This window comes from Mesorhizobium sp. M7A.F.Ca.AU.002.02.1.1 (assembly GCF_003998535.1).
GTDB lineage: Bacteria > Pseudomonadota > Alphaproteobacteria > Rhizobiales > Rhizobiaceae > Mesorhizobium > Mesorhizobium ciceri.
This window is the reverse complement of sequence record NZ_RZPB01000594.1, coordinates 1-3725: the sequence shown is the minus strand read 5'-3', so window position 1 is coordinate 3725 and position 3725 is coordinate 1. Positions and strand designations below refer to the sequence as shown.

At 61.4% G+C, this 3725-nt stretch carries 5 protein-coding genes and 1 pseudogene; 2 read left to right on the top strand and 4 right to left on the bottom strand.

Going from position 1 to position 3725, the window contains the following annotated elements:
- Positions 1-379 (top strand): DUF3299 domain-containing protein (locus EN879_RS27475; protein ID WP_127274364.1); only part of this gene is annotated, 379 nt, incomplete at its 5' end.
- Positions 380-406: 27 nt separating this feature from the next.
- Here the strand turns inward: EN879_RS27475 and EN879_RS27470 are convergent.
- The 4 genes from EN879_RS27470 to EN879_RS27455 all read right to left on the bottom strand — a co-directional run bounded on the left by EN879_RS27470 (position 407) and on the right by EN879_RS27455 (position 2902).
- Complete coding sequence (locus tag EN879_RS27470; protein WP_006205209.1) at positions 407-898, bottom strand: Lrp/AsnC family transcriptional regulator; 492 nt, start codon at positions 896-898, stop codon at positions 407-409.
- A 108-nt stretch (positions 899-1006) separates the two neighbouring features.
- Positions 1007-1624 (bottom strand): uracil-DNA glycosylase family protein, encoded by a 618-nt coding sequence (locus EN879_RS27465; RefSeq protein ID WP_024503311.1) that lies wholly within the window; start codon positions 1622-1624, stop codon positions 1007-1009.
- Between the two features lie 2 nt (positions 1625-1626).
- Positions 1627-2238 (bottom strand): glutathione S-transferase, encoded by a 612-nt coding sequence (locus EN879_RS27460; protein WP_027161586.1) that lies wholly within the window; start codon positions 2236-2238, stop codon positions 1627-1629.
- Between the two features lie 43 nt (positions 2239-2281).
- Positions 2282-2902, bottom strand: coding sequence for a thermonuclease family protein (locus EN879_RS27455; RefSeq protein ID WP_063167987.1), 621 nt, complete (start codon positions 2900-2902; stop codon positions 2282-2284).
- A gap of 75 nt (positions 2903-2977) precedes the next feature.
- Between EN879_RS27455 and EN879_RS27450 the strand changes: the two are divergent.
- A pseudogene (locus EN879_RS27450) lies at positions 2978-3725 on the top strand (sensor histidine kinase); the annotation flags it as partial.

The window sequence follows — 3725 nt, the reverse complement described above, 5'->3', positions numbered from 1 at the left end:
CAATCTTCAGGACAAAAGCATTCAGCTAGCCGGCTACGCATTGCCGGTCGATCGCGACGGTGATCTTGTCTACCAGTTCCTGCTGGTACCCTGGACGGGTGCCTGCAGTCACATGCCGACGCCGCCGCCCAACCAGATTGTCTTGGTTACGCCGGCCCGTCCCTACAAGATGTCCGAGGCCTATCAGCCTGTAGCGGTCACCGGCGCGCTGAAGCCGGACATGGAGAAGAGCCAGCTGTTCATCCTCGACGGCGTCAGCATCATCCAGTCTGGCTACAGCGTGCGCAAGGCAGATGTGGTGAGCGTCGAGACCGTGCCGGATACGATCACGCTGCCGGTGAACTCACCCTGGAGTTTCCTCAACAAAAAGAAGAACTAAGCGGGACGACTTTATGTGACGTTCAGCTCAGGCAGCGTTGGCACCCGATTCCTTGTCCAGAACCATGTAGTCGAGCGGGATTTCGGTCGTGTACTTGATCTGCTCCATGGCGAAGGACGACGACACATCACGGATTTCGATCTTGGCGATCAGCCGTTTGTAGAAGGCGTCATAGGCCGCGATGTCGGGCACCACGACGCGCAGGAGATAATCGACGTCGCCGCTCATGCGGTAGAACTCGACCACCTCGGGAAACTCCTGGATGACTTCCGAGAAACGCCGCAGCCATTCATGGCTATGCGAATTGGTGCGGATCGACACGAAGACGGTGACGCGCACATTGACCTTTTCATGGTCGAGAATGGCAACGCGCCGCTTGATGACGCCCTCTTCCTCGAGCTTCTGGATGCGTCTCCAGCAAGGCGTCGTCGACAGCCCGACTTTCTTGGCGACATCGGCGACCGCGAGTGTCGCGTCCTCCTGCAAGAGGCGGAGAATTTTTCTATCGAGGCGATCCATATCGTGCTCCCAAGGGAATAGAATGCCTATACTCTGCCTTATCCAGGCCTTTCACAAGAAAGAAATTCTGCTGATCGGGCAAAAAGCGAGTGATTTCTTGCTGAAAGGTCAGCCGAGGCGATAGCGGATTTCCGAACGCAGAAAAGGCAGCAAATCCATTTCAAACCACGGATTCTTCTTCAGCCAGCCCGTGTTGCGCCACGAGGGATGCGGCAGCGGCAGCACTTTCGGACCGATGGAATTCTCCCAGATGGAGCGCCAGTCCATGACCGTTTCCGTCAGTGAGGGCCGGCGCGCCGCACCCATGTGCCAGGACTGCGCGTAGATACCGATCGTCAGCACCAGATCGATCCGTGGCATAGAGGCCATCAAAGGTGCGCGCCAGGCCGCCGCGCATTCGCGCCTCGGCGGCAGATCTCCCCCCTTGGCATCCTGGCCGGGAAAGCAGAAGCCCATCGGGACGATTGCGAATTTTTCGATGTCGTAGAATTCGTCGCTCGTCACGCCAAGCCAGCTGCGCAGGCGGTCGCCGGAAGCGTCGGTGAACGGCATGCCCGACAGATGCACCTTGGTGCCGGGCGCCTGGCTGGCGATCAGGATCCGGGCGGTGGATGATGGGCGCAGCACTGGTCGCGGCTCATGCGGCAACGGCTTGCCGGCCGGATTTTCCACGCAGATGCGGCAGGCGCGGACCCTGGCGACGAGGTTTTCGAGTTCGGCAGTCATTCTCAGGCTGATGCGCTCGGCCGGCTGGAAACGGCTTGATGCCAGCGCAACACATTCGCGCACTCATCCGGTACCTTGATGCGTGCCGGCTTCATGAAGTCGACAGCGATCAGGCCGGTGATGTCGGCGATCGAATAGCTGTCACCGGCGATGAACTCCCGGCTGCCCAGTTCGCCGTCCAGCAGCCTGAGGAACGCCACGGCCTTCGGCTTGTTGGCCTCACCCCATTCAGGGACCTGCGGGATTTCCCATTCCTTCATGGCCGGATGGATGTGCCGGAAGGCCTGCGTGACGCAGCTGAGCAAATTGAATTCCATCCGCCTCTGCCACATCTCGACCTGCGCCTTGCCGAGTGCGCCACGCCCGAACAGGGCCGGTTCGGGATGCAGCTCCTCGAAATAGCGGCAGATGGCGACGGATTCGGTGATGACGGTGCCGTCGTCGAGCTCCAGCACCGGCAGACGCTGCAAGGGGTTGCGCGAGCTGACCGCCTGTTGCCTGTGTTCCAACGCGCCCATATCGATGGGCACCTGCGGAACCTCGATGCCTTTCTCGGCCAGGAAAACGCGGACCCGCCTTGGATTGGGCGCCCGGCCACCGTCGAAGAGCTTCATTCCATCCTCCTGTTCGTCCTCGGTTCCAGTTCCAGGATGCGCATCACCAGAAGCGAAAAATCTCGCGCACGGCATCGCCGATCGACGCCAGTGTGCCGTGCTTCTTCTCGACGACTTCGCCGTGATGGCTGTCTCGCCAATTCTGCGGCTGATCGAACGTTCCCGCCCAGATGCCGGCCTTTGCCGCGCGGGCGATGGCTTCCTCGCTCTCGAAGTCGCCATAGGCAACCGCCCAGCCCGCCTCGACCTGCGCGCGGTTGAGATCCTTGCCGCCGGCGGTGCAGTCGCCGAGCAGCCGGCCATAACGATCACGCTGCCAGCCGGTACAAGAGACGGGCTTGCCGGCGATCAGGCGAACGAGCGACTGACGCGCAAGCGTGCCGCAGGAATAGTCCGCGCCGTTCTTGCGGCAGGTCTGCGTATATTCCGGAGCATCGATGCCGCGCATGCGGATACGCTCGGTGCCAAGCGTGATCGAATCGCCGTCGTTGATGATTGCCACGCCTTGCGTCTTGCGTGTCTCCACCCGGTCGAGGCGGGCCGCCAGCAGGATCAGCAGTCCGAGGATGATGACGGCAAGCCCGTAATCCACCAGCCGGCGCCACAGGCTTCTGGGGCGCGCAACGTATCGCCGGCGCGGCCTCGGCGACCATGAACGGCTCATATGGCAAACGGTTGGTTAATCATTCGAACGTAGCTTAACACTTGGAAACCGCTGCTCGCATAAATTGAAGTTTTGATGCCCTTGCAACGCTCGAACACAGCGGACAAGTTCATTGTGGACCGCAGGAAACGCCATCGCAACAGCGATGTCGCGCGCGCGGTGCGCAAGACGCGTGACCGTCTTTCGCAGCAGGCCGGCAATCCCGATTTCGATCGCGAACTGCTGAAGCTGCATGCCCGAGCGATGACAAGCGGCGCCATCGCCATCCCGCTTCTCGTGCTGGCGATTGCCGCGGGTGGCCGGCTGGCCGGAATCGGCAATGAGATCGGGCTTTGGGCGCTGTTCACGCTAACCTGCTACACTATCGTTGCCGTCATGGCGCGGCGCATCGAGCGCACTGAAGCTTCCGAGCTCAACCCTTTGCAAGCACGGCGGGAATTCCTGATCGGCCATTTCCTGTGCGGTCTCGGCTGGGCTTGGTTCGTGTGGCTTGGCTGCAGCGTCTGCGAGGTCGATCCGTTCCACATCGTCAAGGCCGTGGTGCTGTTGTTCGCCATGGCGGCGACCGCGGTGATGACCTCGTCTCTGCGGGGCGCGCTGCTGGCGACCTTTGCCGTTCCCGTGGCGCTCTACGCCTATGCCGGCGCCAAGCTATGGATGCCGGTCGAGGCGATCATGGCCGCGCTGCTGGTCGTGTCGCTGCCGTTTTTCGCCTATGTGGCCCGTCATCTGAACCACTCGTCCCTGATGATGCTGTCGTTCCGCTCCGAAAAGGATGCGCTGATCGCCGAACTGGAGACGGCGAAATCGATGTCGGACGAAG